Below are 14,765 nucleotides of genomic sequence, written 5' to 3'. Positions count from 1 at the left end.
GTCTTCCCCAACGACCTGAACCACGAGAACTGGCGAGAATATGCGGTTGTGCGCCTATTGTCGCCCAGATCAGGAGAAATCACAAGCATGTGATTCACAGAGAGAAAGGGCCCCGGTCGATGTCGACCGGGGCCCTTTCGATGAGACGGAGGCTCAGGCCTCGCTCATCGCCATCTTGACCTGCTGGCCCTTGGCCGCGTAGTAGGCGGCGCGAGCGGCGTCACGCTGAGCCTGCTCGGCGTAGCCCGCCTCGAGCACATCCTGCGGGACCTCGACGTTCGGGACGTCCTGCGTGCCGTTGTACTTCTCGATGTAGGCGTCGAGCTCGGGACCGGAGGTCCACGAGGTGATCAGGCAGTAGCGGGGGTCGGTGCCCACGTGCGTGGCGGCGTGCCACAGGCGCTGGGTGTCGACGATCAGCTGCGCGCCGGCCGGAAGGGCGATGCGGTACTCGATGCTCGGGTCGGTCCGGTTCTCACGGAGGACGAAGAAGCTGTCCTTGTCATCGGTGAGGTTGAAGAAGCCGCGCACGACCCAGCCGGTGCCGTCGGGGTTCAGACGGTTGTTGTCGTCCTGGTGGAGGTTGTAGAGGCACTCGCCGTACGGGGTCGGCTGCAGCTCGATCACGCGGCAGCGGCCGACGTTGGCTCCCGGCTCCTGCGCGCGGCGCGTGAGGTTCGGCGCCTTGGCGGTCTGCGAGTCGATCCACACGCCGTCCTTGTCGGTGCGCGGCGGCTTGTGGTTCCAGAAGCCGTTGCACTCGATCTCGCCCTTGGCGCTCGCGAGAGGCGCGAAACGGGTGTCGCCCGAGGACTTCCAGTCGTTGTACTCGATGTCGAGCCACTCCTGGGGATCGAGCTCCTGGTTGTAGCTGTCGAGGACGACGAAGCCCTTGTCCTCGAGTGCTGCGGACTTGATGTATCCCATGATCTGAACCAGATCCTTTCATCGGGGGCCAGCACGTTTTAACAGGCCCTGATAAGGCAAGCCTAACAGGGCGCCCTGATCGCGCACCGGAGGGTCGCCGTGCATAACCGAATAGACTTTTTCCCATGAGCTCTGCCACCAACGTCGAGGCGACAGCTGTCAACACGATCGAGTGGCTCTCCGCCGGATCCACCACGATCGTCGTTCCCGTATACCAGCGCCAGTACCGCTGGGACATCGGCGGATGCGAACGCCTCCTCAGCGACATCCGCGCGGTCGCCGATCAGGAGCACGGCCACCGGCACTTCATCGGGTCCATCCTCTCGGCGCACGACACGGCTGCCGACGGCGATCTCATCCTCATCGACGGACAGCAGCGTCTCACCACGCTGATGCTGCTCGTCGCCGCACTGCACCACGCGGTCGGAGACACCGACCCTGAGCTGGCCGCGGAGCTCAGCGCGGTCCTCGTCCGCGACGAGGACTCCTCCCGCACCCGGCTCCGCCCGCACGAGGCCTGGGCCGACCTGTACGAGTCGGTGGTGCTCGACCGTCGCGACGACGTCGACCGGGAGTCGCGGTTCGACGACAACTACGCCTTCTTCCGCAGCCAGGTGCACGTCGACGAAGCGCCCCGCATCTGGCGCGGGCTGCAGCGCCTCGAGCACGTCTCGATCACGCTCGGCGCCGACGCGAACGCGCAGCAGATCTTCGAGAGCCTGAACTCCACCGGGGAGCCGCTGCGCGACCACGAGCTCATCCACAACTACATCCTGATGGGACTCACGCACGCCGAGCAGCTCGACGTCGAGGCGCGCTTCTGGCTGCCGATCGAGCAGCACACCGGCGAGACGATCGGCGCGTTCTGGCGCCACTACCTCGTGATGACGACGGGGCGCGAGGTGGCGGCCAACGGCGAGCACGGCGTGTACAGCGCCTTCCGTCAGTCCTTCCCGCGGGTGGACGTCGAGCATCTCCAGTCGGATGCCGAGGTCTGGCGCCACTACGCGGAGATCTACGGCATCCTGCTCGATCCCTCTCGGGAGCCCGATGCGGAGATCTCCCGGCAGCTCGGATACGTGAACACGTTCGGGCGCGCCGCGTATCCGCTGGTCCTGAGCGTCTACAGCGATCACTCCCGAGGGGTCATCGACCGCGACGAGCTCATCGAGACGCTGGAGTGGATCCAGACCCTCTATCTGCGCCGCACCCTGGTCAACCTGCCGAACGAGCGTCTGGTCGCCCGACTCTGCCGCGCGCGTGCGGAGGGTCGCGACGCGCTGGCCCGGGCGTTCGCCCGCATCACCCCCTCCGACGAGCGTGTGAGCGCGGTCCTCAAGTACAGCGAGCTCCCCCACGCCGCGTACGTGCTGGGCAGGCTGGAGGGCGTCGAGAATCCCCAGGACTACGACGTCGAACGGATCGTGCCCGCGGTCCCCCACGACACCTGGTCCGGCGACGGCGTCCGCAGCTGGAACGACTACAGCGACGACGAGCAGAACAGCCTCCGCGCGCTCGCCCCGACGCTCGGCAACCTCACCCTCCTGGAGCCGCGTCTCGCCGAGCGCGTCTTCGGCGCGGCCTATCCGGTGAAGCGAGCCGAGGCCTACGCTCGCAGCTCCGTGCCGGCGACCCGCGACCTCGAGCACACGGAGGCCTGGAGCACCGCGGCCATCACTCGGCGCACGATCCTCCTCACCTCCGATCTGCTGCGGATCTGGGCGCGTCCTGCGCTGCCGGAGATCGACGACGACGGCCTCACCCCGATCCTCGACGCCGTGCGGCGACGTGGCTGGCCGGCCGGCTGGGAGCGGGAGTTCGACTACGTCGAGTACCGCGGAGAGCGCTGGGAGGTGCCCGACGTCAAGTACCTCTTCAACCGGGTCATGCGACGCGCCTGGACCGACACGCGCGAGGCCGCCCTCTCCTACTGCGCGACGCACGGCGGGCCGATCTACGCGGAGATGGCGTGGAAGGGCCACTGGGACCAGCTCGACGAATCGCACTTCCTCTACATGGGCTGGGACAGCAACTACATGATGACCGCGGTGCAGGGCGTGCTCGACGAATCGGGCCTCGCCTCCGAGGTGTTCGTGAAGTACTCCTACATCGGCAACGTGATGTAGTCGCTCTCGACGGCATTCCCGTCGTCGCGGACGATAGGCTCGACGGGTGAGCACCATTGTCCGTCGCCTGTTGGATCTGACCGTCGAAGAGCACACGCTCACCGTTCCCCTGGTGTGGTCGGATCCGTCCGATCCCCGCACCATCGACGTGTTCGCCCGTGTGGTGTCGCGCGAGGGCGGCGAGGCGCTCCCCTACCTGGTCTTCCTGCAGGGCGGCCCCGGCCACGAGGCTCCGCGGCCGTTCCACTCGTCGACCGCCCCCGCGTGGCTCGACGAGGCACTCGCCCACCACCGCGTCGTCATGATCGACCAGCGCGGAACGGGCCTGTCGACCCCGGTGGGAGACGCCGATCTGCAGCGGGGCTCGACGGCCGTCGCCGAGCACCTCACCCATCTGCGTGCAGACTCCATCGTGCGCGACTGCGAGGCGATGCGCGAGCACCTGGGCGCTGCGACCTGGAGCGTGCTCGGGCAGTCCTTCGGCGGGTTCACCACCCTCGCATACCTGACGACGGATGCCGCATCCCTCGAGAACGTCTTCATCACCGGCGGCCTCAGCACCGTCACGCGCTCCGCCGACGAGGTGTACGCCCTCTGCTACGACAAGATGCGGACCGCATCCGAGAAGTACTACCGCCGCTTCCCGGAGCACCGCGACGCGATGCGCCGCCTCGTCGACCTCGCGAGCGCGGGTGGCATCACCCTGCCGGACGGCGAGGTCGTCTCCGCGTCCCGTCTGCGCTCCGTGGGCTCCGCCCTGGGAACGAACGACGGCTGGCAGACCCTCTGGTCGCTCCTGGAGCGGGAGCCCTCGTCGAACGCCTTCCGCTACGACCTGATGCACGCCATGCCGTTCGACGGCCGCAACCCGCTCTACTTCGCATTCCACGAGTCGAGCTACGCCAGCGGTGAGGCGACGCGGTGGTCGGCGGAGCGCGTCGAGCCCGCCGACTTCGTCGACGACGTCACGCTGTTCACCGGCGAGCACATCCGCCGCGAGTGGACGGAGACCGTCCCCGCGTTCCAGCCGTGGCGTGAGGTCGTCCTGGAGCTCGCCGAGTTCGAGTGGCCGTCGATCTACGACGCCGACACGATCGCGTCGTCCGGCGCCACCGGAGCGGCCGCGGTGTATGTGAACGACGTCTACGTGCCCCTGGAGTTCTCGCTCGAGACGGCCGCGCTGCTGCCGGGCGTGCAGCTCTGGGTCACCAGCGAGCACGAGCACAACGGCCTGCGGTCGGGCCCCGTGCTGTCGCACCTCGTCGATCTCGCGCAGGGCCGCCGCCTCCGCTGAGAATCCCCCGCACGACGGATGCCGACGTCGCGCGCCCCGCGTAGCCTGGGCGCATGGAGGACGTGCTGGGATGGGCGACGATCGTCATCGTGCTGGGCATCGGTCCCGTGATGCTCGTGTCGGGCATGGTGCACTCCTTCTCGCGCAGGCCGATCGAGAAGAAGTACGAGAAGATGGCGAACGGGGGCCTGGTCGGCGTGTTCGACAGCGTCTGGTCTCCCACCGCGCATGAGGCGGGCATCGAACGGGATCGCCAGACCAAGAGAACCGCCCCAGCGCCGGCTCCGGGGGATCCGCCCTGGACGATCGACGAGGGACGCATCACGGTCGATATCTGACTGTGTGCGCGCAAATGACGAAGGCCCCGCTCTCCGAGGAGAGCGGGGCCTTTCGCGGCGGTCCTTACTTGGAGGAGCCGCCGAAGCCCTTGAAGCGCTGGTTGAACTTCTCGACGCGACCGGCCGAGTCCATGATGCGCTGCTTGCCCGTGTAGAACGGGTGCGAGGCCGAGGAGATCTCGACGTCGATGACGGGGTACTCCACGCCGTCCAGCTCGATGGTCTTGTCGCTCGTGACGGTCGAACGGGTGAGGAAGGTCTCGCCCGAGCCGAGGTCGCGGAACACGACGGCCTTGTAGTCGGGGTGGATGTCAGTCTTCATGGGATTCCTTAGTTGATGCCCTGGATTGTGCCAGAGTCGGGGAAGTCTGCGGTGCGGTGAGCACCAAGGATCGAGTTTAGCAGATGGGCGGTCAGGATGCCGCGCGCGCGGCGTAGCGTCCGCCATCCTCGGTGAGCACGATCGGCATGCCGAACGCCTCGGTGAGGGACTCGGCCGTGAGGGTCTCCGCGATCGGCCCTGCCGCGACGACCCTGCCCTCGCGGATCAGCATCACGTGGGTGAAGCCGACGGGGATCTCCTCGACGTGATGCGTGACCATGAGCATGGCCGGGGTCGTGGGCGACGAGGCGTAGCCGCTGAGCAGGCTCAGCAGCTCCTCGCGGGATCCGAGATCGAGAGAGGCGGTCGGCTCGTCCAGCAGCAGGAGCTCCGGATCGGTCATCACGGCGCGCGCGATCTGCACGCGCTTCTGCTCGCCGTCGCTCAACGTGCCGAAGGTGCGGTCGGCGAGGTGGTCCAGCTTCCACTCGGCGAGGACGCGCAGCGCACGGCGCTCGTCGATGCTCTCGTAGAGCTCGTTCCAGCGGCCGAGAACCGAGTACGCGGCCGTGAGGACCGTGTTCAGCACCGTCTCGTCCCTCGGCACCCTCTTGGCCATCGCCGACGACGCGAAGCCGATGCGCGGGCGCACCTCGAAGACGTCCGTGCGACCCAGGGTCTCCCCCAGCACCGTCACCGTTCCCGAGGTCGGGTGCATGAGCGTGTCGGCCAGCTGGAGGAGCGTGGTCTTGCCCGCACCGTTGGGCCCGAGGACGACCCAGCGCTGATCGTCCTGGACCTGCCAGGTCACGTGATCGATGATGTTGCGCCCCTCGCGGCGCACGACGACGTCGGTGAATTCCAGAGCGCTTGGCATGCTGCCAGCCTATCTGCTCAGTCCGTCAGCTCCGCGTAGAGCGCGCGCGTGGTGTCGGCGATCGCACCCCAACTGAACTCGTCGCGTGCACGAGCGCGACCGGCCTCGCCGTACTCCCTCGCCTTCGCCGGATCCGACGCCACCTCGGTGAGCACCGCGGCGAGGTCTGCGACGTACTTCTCCGGATCGACGGGGGTGCCGGTGCCGTCCTGCACCTGCTCGATCGGAACCAGGCGTCCGGTGCGACCATCGGCGACGACCTCGGGGATGCCGCCGGTCGCAGTGCCGACCACAGCGGCGCCGCACGCCATCGCCTCGAGGTTCACGATGCCGAGGGGCTCGTAGACCGAGGGGCAGACGAACGTGGTCGCCGCCGTGAGGATCGCGGAGAGCTCGTCGCGCGGCAGCATCCGCTCGATCCAGATGACGCCCTCTCTGGTCTGCTGCAGCAGGCGCACGCCCTCCTGCACCTCCGCCATGATCTCGGGAGTGTCCGGAGCGCCGGCGCACAGGATCAGCTGAACATCGGCGGGCAGCCGCCCTGCAGCCTGCAGCAGGTACGGCAGCCCCTTCTGGCGCGTGATGCGTCCGACGAAGACCACCGACGGCCTCGACGGGTCCATGCCGATCGACGCCAGGAACTCCGGGTTCTGGACCGGACGCCAGCGCTCGACGTCGATGCCGTTGTGGATGACGCGGACCTTCGCGGGGTCGACGTTCGGGTAGCTCCGCAGGATGTCGTTGCGCATGCCGGCGCTCACCGCGATCACCGCGGCGGCGTTCTCGTACGCGAGCTTCTCGATCCCGCTCGACACCGCGTAGCCACCGCCGAGCTGCTCGGCCTTCCATGGTCGGAGGGGTTCGAGGCTGTGCGCGGTGAGCACGTGCGGGATGCCGTGCAGCTGCGAGGCGATGTGACCGGCGAAGTTCGCGTACCAGGTGTGACTGTGCACGAGGTCGGCGTCGGCGATCGCCGAGACGATCTCGAGATCGGTGCCGAGCGTCTGCAGCGCGGCGTTCGCGTCGGCGAGCTCCGAGGGGGTCCGATACGCGAACGTCCCCGGTTCGTCACGGGGCGCGCCGAAGGCGCGGACACGCACCTCGATGCTCTCTCGCAGAGCCGTGACGAGCTCCGCGACGTGCACGCCAGCACCGCCGTAGATCTCCGGCGGATACTCCTTCGTGATCATTTCAACTCGCATGTGCGAAACGCTAGTACACGCAGGGATTGGCACTCTAGGGTGGAGCCATGTCCGCTCCAAAGAAGATCTTCGGCATCATCCTCGCCGGCGGCGAGGGCAAGCGTCTCATGCCCCTCACGGCTGACCGCGCAAAACCTGCAGTGCCCTTCGGCGGACAGTACCGATTGATCGATTTCGCCATCTCGAACCTCATAAACTCAGGCTTGAGACAGATCGTCGTCCTCACCCAGTACAAGTCCCACAGCCTCGACCGTCACATCTCGCAGACCTGGCGGATGTCCGCCCTCCTCGACTCGTACGTCACCTCGGTGCCCGCCCAGCAGCGGCTCGGCAAGCGCTGGTTCTCCGGCTCCGCCGACGCGATCCTGCAGAGCCTCAACCTGATCAACGACGAGAAGCCCGACATCGTGATCGTCATCGGCGCCGACCACGTCTACCGGATGGACTTCCAGCAGATGCTCGACGCGCACATCGCGTCGGGCGCGAAGGCCACGGTCGCCGGCATCCGACAGCCCCTGGCCCTCGCCTCGCAGTTCGGGGTCATCGACGCCGACATCGAGTCCGGACGCATCAAGCAGTTCCTGGAGAAGCCCACGGACGCCGAGGGGCTCGACGATTCGCCGCACGAGGTCCTCGCGTCGATGGGCAACTACATCTTCGACGCCGACGCGCTGATCGCCGCCGTCGAGGCAGACGGGGAGTCCCCGACCTCCGGCCACGACATGGGCGGCGACATCGTCCCCTACTTCGTCGAACGGGGCGAGGCCGGCTACTACGACATGAAGCAGAACGACGTGCCGGGCTCCTCACCGCGCGACCGCTCGTACTGGCGGGACGTGGGTACGATCGACTCCTTCTTCGACGCGCACATGGATCTGATCTCCACGCTGCCCGTGTTCAACCTCTACAACATGGAGTGGCCGATCCACTCGCAGGCGGTGAACTCCCCGCCGGCGAAGTTCGTGCGCGACTCGGTCGGACGCATCGGCAACGCGATCGACTCGATCGTGTCCCTCGGCTGCGTGCTCTCCGGAACGCACGTCGAACGCAGCGTGGTCGGCCCGTGGACCCTCGCGGGAGGCGGCTCGACCATCACCGACTCTGTCCTGTTCGATCACGTCCGCGTGGGCGCCGGCGCCCGCGTGCACAGGGCGATCCTCGACAAGAACGTCGTGCTGGCCGACGGCGCGACGGTCGGCGTCGACCGCGAACGCGACCTGGCTCGTGGCTTCACCGTCACGGATTCGGGGATCACCGTGGTCGGCAAGGGCGTCTTCGTCGACCGCTGACGTCATGCGGCGTTCGAGCTCGGCGGCTGTCGCTAGGCTCGAATCCGTGACCTCCGCGCGCTTCCTCGTCGTCCTCGATGCCGATTCCACCCTCATCCGCAATGAGGTGATCGAGCTGCTCGCCGACGAAGCCGGACGGCGCGAGGAGGTGCAGGCGGCGACCGAGGCGGCCATGCGCGGCGAGGTCGATTTCGCCACGAGCCTGCGCTCACGCGTCGCGGCACTCCAGGGCGTCGAGGTGTCGTCGTTCGAACGGGTTCTGGCCCGCATCGAGCCCACGACCGGAGTCCGAGAGCTCACGGCGGCGGTGCACGAACGCGGCGGGGTCGTGGGCGTCGTGTCCGGCGGATTCCACGAGATCCTGGACCACGTGGCTCCGGGTCTCGGTGTGGACCGCTGGCGCGCCAATCGGCTCGAGGTCTCCGACGGAGCGCTGACGGGTCGCGTGGACGGCGAGATCGTCGACGCCGAAGCGAAGGCATCATCGCTGCGGGAATGGGCCGCGGATCTCGGCGTGCCGTCGTCTGCGACGATCGCGATCGGCGACGGCGCCAACGACCTGAGGATGATGGCGGCCGCGGGCCTCGGACTCGCGTTCAATGCGAAGCCGGCCGTCCGCGCCGCCGCCAGCCTGGTCATCGGCCCACAGGACCTCGGCGAGGTCATCGCTCTGCTTCCGTAGCGTCCCGTACCGGCCGATGAACGGCCGATGCGCCTTTCGTGCCGGCGGATGAACTCTCCTCCCGTTCGGTCTCTCGTCATTGACCCGTGCCTTCGCGTGTGGATAGCATTCCCGTAACAGATCGTAAATGATCTTTACTATCGAAATCCACCCTCGCCTCACAGGTCGCTGCCGCCGACCGCCCCACGAAGGACACTCGATGACCTCCTCGGACACCACGCACCCGCACCGGCTCTCCCGCTCCGGAGTCGTGCGCACCCTGGCCGCGATCACCGCGGCTCTCACGCTCTCGGCGCTCATCGCTCCGGCCGCGCAGGCCGCCGGACCCGAATCGGTGGCGGAATGGCGTTTCGCGACGGCGCCCTCCGTCGTCGACGCCAGTCCGGCCGCGAACGTCTTCACTGCCACGGGCGGCGCGGACACCGCCGCGAGCCTGCGTCCCGTCACGACCGACCCGCTGCTCTCCTACACGTATGACGAGGCCGAGCGCTCGGTGCGATACCAGGGCTGGAACGACGGCGTGGGCATCAAGGGGTGGGTGGTCGCCCTGGACACCCGTGGCTATGCCGACCTCACTCTCACCTCGCAGCAGCGCTCGTCCGGTTCGGGGCCGCGCGACTTCGCCGTGCAGGTCAGCACCGACGGCCAGAGCACCTGGCAGGACGTGCCGGGTGGCGCCGTCACCGTGGGCACCGATTTCGCGAGCGGCGGTTCCGTCGCGTCGCTCCCGCTGCCGGCATCCGCCGCCGACCGCGCCGACGTCGCGATCCGCTGGGTGGTGACCTCCACCACCAGCGCGAGCGGATCGACCGTCGGCGCGACCGGCTCCAGCCGCATCCGCGACATCTCGGTCTCCGGCACATCCACCGGCACACCGGTCGAGCGGCCCACCGTCGCGACCGCGCTCTCCCCACTGAACGGCGCCGTCGACGCGCCGCTGGACGCTGCGCTCACCGTGACGTTCAACAAGCCGATCGCGCTCGCATCGGGCGCCACGGCATCGGTCATCGATGACGGTGGCTCCCCCGTCGCCGGCGTCGCCGCGACCGCGAACGGCACCCAGCTCTCGCTGACCCACGCTCCGCTCCAGCCCGGACGCGGATACACCGTCACCGTGCCCCGCGCCGCGGTGGCCGGAGCGGCGGACGGCATCGCCCCGGCATCCGACATCGTGTGGTCTTTCCGCACCCCCGCCGCCCCTCGCGACTCCGTGGCGGAGTGGGCGTTCACCGACGACGGCGACGACGGCGTCTTCTGGGCCACCGACGGCGCCTATGCCGACCACTCCGCCCTCACCAGCGTCGGCACCCGCGGCGAGTACGGCTTCCACGCCGACCGCGGCAACGCGATCTCCGTGCAGGGCTGGGGCGGAGGCGCCGGCACCAAGTACTGGCTGGCCTCGCTGTCCTCCGTCGGTTTCGAGAACCTCGCCCTCTCGTCGGAGCACAGCGCCTCGGGCTCGGGTCCCCGCGATTTCGTCGTCCAGATGAGCACCGACCGGGTCACCTGGACCGATGTCCCCGACTCCACGATCAAGACCGCGACGCACACCTTCACCTGCCCTGACGACACGTGCCGCCTCACGGACGTCCCGCTGCCCGCGGCCGCATCCGGGGCCTCGACGCTGTTCCTGCGCTGGCTGCAGGCCACGGACACGCCCTCCAACACCGACGACAACACCACCGTCGGCGGCTACGGCGACAGCTTCCTCCGCAACATCCGCATCACGGGCGACCGGATCGACGGCGCCCCGCTCGTGATCCCGACCGTCGACGTGCAGACGGCCCCGGTCGATGCCGCGGCGACCGTCGACCTCGCCGCGCCCGTGACCCTTCGCGTCAACAAGGACGTCTCGATCGTCGACGCCTCCTCCATCTCGATCGTCGACGAGACCGGAGCCGCGGCATCCGGAGTCGTCCCGACCGCGAAGGACGACCTCGTGTCGATCGCCCACCGGGACTTCGGATTCGGACACCGCTACACGGTCACGGTTCCGGCCGCGTCGATCGCGGGTGCCGACGGCGTCTCCCCCGTCCGCGACATCGTCTGGAGCTTCAGCACCTTGGCAAAGACACCCACCGCGTTCTCGATGAACTTCAACGGCGACACCCGCACCTCGATGAGCTTCGCCTGGTACACCCCACCGGAGGTCACGGCGACGCACGTCCAGATCGCTCCCGCAGGCGCCCGCGACGGCGAGGAGTTCCCCGACGACGGCGTGATCGAGTTCGACGGGAAGAGCGAGATCATCGACACGTTCGTGACGGAGAGCGACCGTGAGGCGCGCCGCACCACGAAGTACGCGAGCCACAAGGCGACGGCGGACGGGCTCGCCCCCGGAACCTCCTACGTGTACCGCGTCGGCGACGGCACACCGAACGGCTGGGGCGGGATCGGCAGCTTCACCACGGACTCGGCGATCGCGGAGCCGTTCCACTTCCTCTTCGGATCCGATTCCCAGGCCTCCGATCTCGGGAGCTTCCTGGAGTGGCAGGACACCTTCGAGAAGGCGTCGGCGAAGGTGGACGACCCGAAGTTCCTCCTCGTCACGGGCGACCTCGTCGACAACGGGGACCTCGAGGAGCAGTGGCAGTGGATGCTCAACAGCGCCGCCGACCAGTTCGCCACCGTGCCCTACGTACCGGTCCTCGGTGGGCACGAGGTGGAGGACTCGGGAACCCTTCCGAACAACAACTTCTTCAACCACTTCAACGAGCCCCGGGATGCCGCGGGCACCGGCGCCCACGAGGGCTCGGTCTACTCGTTCGAGTACGGCGACGCCCTGTTCATGCAGTTCAACTCTCAGTACGGCGGAGGACTCGACGAGAACGGTGACACCGCCTGGGTCGATCCGCAGTTCAGCAAGCAGCTCGACTGGCTTCGTCGCACCGTCGCCGAGACCGACAAGCGGTGGAAGTTCGTGTCCCTGCACAAGGGCGTCTACTCCGCAGGAGAGAACGTCTGCAACTGGGAGGCCGACCGCGTCGCGTTCTACGAGAAGACGCTCGTTCCGATCTTCCAGGAGACGGCGGTCGACGTGGTGCTCGAGGCGCACGACCACATGTACATGCGCTCCCACCAGATGCGCGACGGCCACCCGGTCGACACCATCACGGATGAGAACGGTCAGATCGTCGTGCAGTACGACGTGACGGATCCGAACGGCGTGCTCTACCTGATGCCCAACGCGCTCGGCAACAAGTTCTACGAGACGCCGGAAGGGTGCGACACCTCTTTCGCGGCGATCAATGCCCAGCCGGAGAAGAAGATGTTCGTGGACTTCTCCGTGTCGCGCGACACCCTGTCCTTCACCGCGTACACGGCGGCCAAGGAGGACGAGATCGCCGGCTCCGACGGACTGCGCGAGTTCGACCACTACTCGATCACCCGCACGGACGGCACCCCCGATCCGGTACGCGACGCGAGCGTGCGCATCGCCGACGGCGCGGCGTCCTTCTCCTGGAAGGCGCCGACCGCTTCGGTCGAGCCCGTGCGCGGGTATCGCATCTACGAGAAGAACGACCGCGTGGGCGTGAACTGGAGCGCGTACATCCCCGCCGAGACCGGCAAGGAGCAGTACACGTTCGTCCAGCCCATCTCCGACGACCCCACGGTGCGCTACGAGTTCGTCGTGCGCGCCGTGGGCGCGAAGGACAACTCCGCGCCCGTGGCCGTCGCTCCGCCTCGGGTCTCTGATGACGAGAAGGCTCCGTCGGCCCCGGTCGGCGTGACCCTCAGAGCGGCGTCGCCGTTCCAGGTGAACGTGAGCTGGCTGCCGTCGGTGGACGACGTCGCGGTGGCCGGGTACAAGGTCTTCCGCGACGGCGAACTGGTCGCGCGGACCACGACGACGACCTTCCAGGACGCGGGGCGCGAGCCGGGCACGACCCACGAGTACCGGATCAGCGCCTACGATGCCGCGGGCAACGAGTCGGCGAAGAGCACCCCGGCGACGGTGTCGACCCCGCGGAACCCCACGACGACGGATCCGCAGCGCCCGTTCGGTCAGCACACGGTCTACGCACCGGGGACGCTGCGTCCCGGCGTGGGCCAGGAGCGGATGGATGCGACGGTCGCCTCCCTCTACGACGCGTGGAAGGACGCGTATCTGACGCAGAACCCCTACGAGTCGGACCAGTACTACGTCTACTACAACGGCAACGGCGAGGCGGGGGAAGACGCCCCCGATGCGGTGACCACGTCGGAGTCCAACGGCTACGGAATGCTCATCACCGCGATCATGGCCGGGCACGATCCGCAGGCGCAGACCCTGTTCGATGCGCTGCTGCGCTTCGCGAAGGCCCACCCGAGCAGCGTCGATCCCGACCTGATGGCCTGGCAGCAGCGGGATGACGGCACGGCGATCGTCAACACGACGGAGGTCGACGACGAGGGCGAGGAGTACGGTGACGACGCGGCATCGGACGGCGACCTCGACATGGCCTACGCGCTGCTCATGGCCGACGCGCAGTGGGGCAGCGGAGGGGCGTTCGACTACCTCTCCGAGGCGCGTCGTCTCATGGCGGCGATCCTGAGGAGCGAGGTCCATCCGACGGATGACGTGATCCTCCTCGGCGACTGGACCAGGGACGAGATCGTCTTCGGCAGGTCGACGCGCACCTCCGACTTCATGCTCCAGCACTTCAAGGACTTCGCGAAGGCGACGGGGAACCCGCGCTGGACCGACGTGGTGGACGCGACGCAGTCGGCGTCTCACGACCTCTTCTCGCGCTTCAGCCCGACGACGGGTCTGCTGCCCGACTTCGCGATCCGCGACGGGGCCGGGTACCGACCGGTGGATCCCGGATTCCTGGAAGACGACAACGACGGCGCGTACAACTGGAACGCCAGCCGCGTGCCGTGGCGCCTCGGCACCGACTATCTCCTCACCGGCGACGATCGCGCTCAGGAGCAGCTGTCGACGATGAACTCGTGGCTGCAGACCGCGACCCACGGCGATCCCTCGGCCATCGCCCAGGGGTACTCCCTCGACGGGCAGCCGCTGGACGAGTGGACCGACCTGGCGTTCTCGGCGCCGTTCACGGTGAGCGCGATGGTCGAGGGCGGGAACCAGGAGTGGCTCGACGCGCTCTGGGAGGCGAACACCGCCGAGCCGGTCACGACGTACTTCGGCGACAGCATCCGGATGCTGTCCCTGATCGTCGTGTCGGGCAACTGGTGGTCACCCACCGGGGTCGGTCTGCCGGAGACGGCCGTCGCGCCCGTCGCACCGACGGGCCTGACGGCCACCGCGACAGCGCCTACCTCCGTGCGACTCGAGTGGCAGAGCACGGCGGGAATGCTCAAGACCGCGGCCACCGGCCGCGCCGAGGTGATCGGCTACCGCGTCTTCCGCGACGGCGTGGCGGTCGCGAGCGTCGCGGAGGGCACGTCCTTCGTCGACTCCGGCCTCGTCGGCGGCACCACCTACCGCTATCACGTGACCGCGGTGGACGCACTCGGACAGGAGTCGTCGCCCAGCGATGTCGCCGCGGTGACGACCCCGAAGTCCGGCGGCGGAATGCCCGTCGACCCGGGAACCCCCGGGTCCCCGCACGGCGGAGGACTCGCGACGACGGGCGGGAGCGTGCCGATCTGGCTGCTCCTCGGTGGCCTGGCGCTCATCGCAGTCGGAGGGATCGCGCTGATCCGTCGCGGACGCGGTGGACGATCCGGACGCTCGACGGATGTCGGAGGCGACGCGTAGG

At 68.3% G+C, this 14,765-nt stretch carries 10 protein-coding genes; 6 read left to right on the top strand and 4 right to left on the bottom strand.

The window, feature by feature from the left end; translation table 11 throughout:
- Nucleotides 1-153 precede the first annotated feature (153 nt).
- Nucleotides 154-927, bottom strand: coding sequence for a hypothetical protein (locus tag MRBLWH10_RS06250; protein WP_105673018.1), 774 nt, complete (start codon nt 925-927; stop codon nt 154-156).
- A gap of 125 nt (nt 928-1,052) precedes the next feature.
- Between MRBLWH10_RS06250 and MRBLWH10_RS06245 the strand changes: the two genes are divergently transcribed.
- From MRBLWH10_RS06245 to MRBLWH10_RS06235, 3 genes are read left to right on the top strand one after another with little or no spacing between them, the layout of a single operon-like run.
- On the top strand, nt 1,053-3,053 hold the full coding sequence (locus MRBLWH10_RS06245) for a DUF262 domain-containing HNH endonuclease family protein (RefSeq protein WP_341942032.1): 2,001 nt from the start codon (nt 1,053-1,055) through the stop codon (nt 3,051-3,053).
- 46 nt (nt 3,054-3,099) lie between these two features.
- Entirely contained in the window at nt 3,100-4,347 is a 1,248-nt protein-coding gene (locus tag MRBLWH10_RS06240) for an alpha/beta fold hydrolase (RefSeq protein WP_341942031.1), read from the top strand.
- Between the two features lie 53 nt (nt 4,348-4,400).
- Entirely contained in the window at nt 4,401-4,685 is a 285-nt protein-coding gene (locus tag MRBLWH10_RS06235; protein WP_341942030.1) for a hypothetical protein, read from the top strand.
- Between the two features lie 64 nt (nt 4,686-4,749).
- Here MRBLWH10_RS06235 and MRBLWH10_RS06230 read toward each other — a convergent pair whose 3' ends face one another.
- The 3 genes from MRBLWH10_RS06230 to glgA form a co-directional block, all read right to left on the bottom strand.
- Complete coding sequence (locus MRBLWH10_RS06230) at nt 4,750-5,007, bottom strand: type B 50S ribosomal protein L31 (RefSeq protein ID WP_017202258.1); 258 nt, start codon at nt 5,005-5,007, stop codon at nt 4,750-4,752.
- 91 nt (nt 5,008-5,098) lie between these two features.
- Complete coding sequence (locus tag MRBLWH10_RS06225; protein WP_341942029.1) at nt 5,099-5,884, bottom strand: ABC transporter ATP-binding protein; 786 nt, start codon at nt 5,882-5,884, stop codon at nt 5,099-5,101.
- 17 nt (nt 5,885-5,901) lie between these two features.
- A complete protein-coding gene (glgA, locus tag MRBLWH10_RS06220; RefSeq protein ID WP_341942028.1) occupies nt 5,902-7,086 on the bottom strand; it encodes a glycogen synthase in 1,185 nt (394 codons plus the stop codon).
- Nucleotides 7,087-7,133: 47 nt separating this feature from the next.
- Here glgA and glgC point away from each other — a divergent pair, with 47 nt between their 5' ends.
- The 3 genes from glgC to MRBLWH10_RS06205 all read left to right on the top strand — a co-directional run bounded on the left by glgC (nt 7,134) and on the right by MRBLWH10_RS06205 (nt 14,764).
- Nucleotides 7,134-8,375, top strand: coding sequence for a glucose-1-phosphate adenylyltransferase (gene glgC / locus MRBLWH10_RS06215; RefSeq protein ID WP_105673013.1), 1,242 nt, complete (start codon nt 7,134-7,136; stop codon nt 8,373-8,375).
- A gap of 46 nt (nt 8,376-8,421) precedes the next feature.
- The gene (gene serB, locus MRBLWH10_RS06210; RefSeq protein WP_341942027.1) at nt 8,422-9,057 is read left to right on the top strand and encodes a phosphoserine phosphatase SerB; all 636 of its coding nucleotides are present in this window, start codon (nt 8,422-8,424) and stop codon (nt 9,055-9,057) included.
- Nucleotides 9,058-9,256: 199 nt separating this feature from the next.
- Nucleotides 9,257-14,764 (top strand): glycosyl hydrolase family 8, encoded by a 5,508-nt coding sequence (locus MRBLWH10_RS06205; protein ID WP_341942026.1) that lies wholly within the window; start codon nt 9,257-9,259, stop codon nt 14,762-14,764.
- Nucleotide 14,765: the final 1 nt, after the last annotated feature.

It is taken from the genome of Microbacterium sp. LWH10-1.2 (assembly GCF_038397765.1).
Taxonomy (GTDB): Bacteria; Actinomycetota; Actinomycetes; order Actinomycetales; family Microbacteriaceae; genus Microbacterium; species Microbacterium natoriense.
This window is presented reverse-complemented; position numbering and strand designations above follow the sequence as displayed.

Bases quoted from the DNA above. Each gene is read 5' to 3' on its own strand.
- MRBLWH10_RS06250 (WP_105673018.1), bottom strand. From the start codon at position 927: ATGGGATACATCAAGTCCGCAGCACTCGAGGACAAGGGCTTCGTCGTC.
- MRBLWH10_RS06245 (WP_341942032.1), top strand. From the start codon at position 1,053: ATGAGCTCTGCCACCAACGTCGAGGCGACAGCTGTCAACACGATCGAG.
- MRBLWH10_RS06235 (WP_341942030.1), top strand. From the start codon at position 4,401: ATGGAGGACGTGCTGGGATGGGCGACGATCGTCATCGTGCTGGGCATC.
- MRBLWH10_RS06230 (WP_017202258.1), bottom strand. From the start codon at position 5,007: ATGAAGACTGACATCCACCCCGACTACAAGGCCGTCGTGTTCCGCGAC.
- MRBLWH10_RS06225 (WP_341942029.1), bottom strand. From the start codon at position 5,884: ATGCCAAGCGCTCTGGAATTCACCGACGTCGTCGTGCGCCGCGAGGGG.
- glgA (WP_341942028.1), bottom strand. From the start codon at position 7,086: ATGCGAGTTGAAATGATCACGAAGGAGTATCCGCCGGAGATCTACGGC.
- glgC (WP_105673013.1), top strand. From the start codon at position 7,134: ATGTCCGCTCCAAAGAAGATCTTCGGCATCATCCTCGCCGGCGGCGAG.
- MRBLWH10_RS06205 (WP_341942026.1), top strand. From the start codon at position 9,257: ATGACCTCCTCGGACACCACGCACCCGCACCGGCTCTCCCGCTCCGGA.